Annotated in this window: 1 protein-coding gene; it reads right to left on the bottom strand. The window is 32.6% G+C overall.

Going from position 1 to position 291, the window contains the following annotated elements; translation table 11 throughout:
• Positions 1–6 precede the first annotated feature (6 nt).
• Entirely contained in the window at positions 7–267 is a 261-nt protein-coding gene (locus KVT27_RS24220; RefSeq protein WP_001250699.1) for a DUF3966 domain-containing protein, read from the bottom strand.
• Positions 268–291: the final 24 nt, after the last annotated feature.

Below are 291 nucleotides of genomic sequence, written 5' to 3'. Positions count from 1 at the left end.
ACATCTTTAAAACTTATTTGCGTTTAAATGATGGGATGCTTCATGGTCTTCTTTTATTTTTTGTTTTTTATAACTTTCATCAGCTAACATTTCTAGTTCAGCTGTTATCTCTGACTTTTCAAGCTCTCTTTCTTGCGAAAATTTCCTTGAAATATAAACAATAACACTACCAACGTACAACACAAAGCATATAATAAGTGCAGTATTTTCATAGAGACTTAGCTCCAACACAGTCACTCCTAATCCATTCGTATTTTCACGCCTCATTAATTGGAATTTCCCTATTAACCC

Origin of the sequence: Lysinibacillus sp. GbtcB16, assembly GCF_019091145.1 — a bacterium.
Taxonomy (GTDB): domain Bacteria; phylum Bacillota; class Bacilli; order Bacillales_A; family Planococcaceae; genus Lysinibacillus; species Lysinibacillus fusiformis.
Note: the sequence above shows the minus strand (reverse complement) of the source record. Positions and strands in the feature narration are given on the sequence as shown.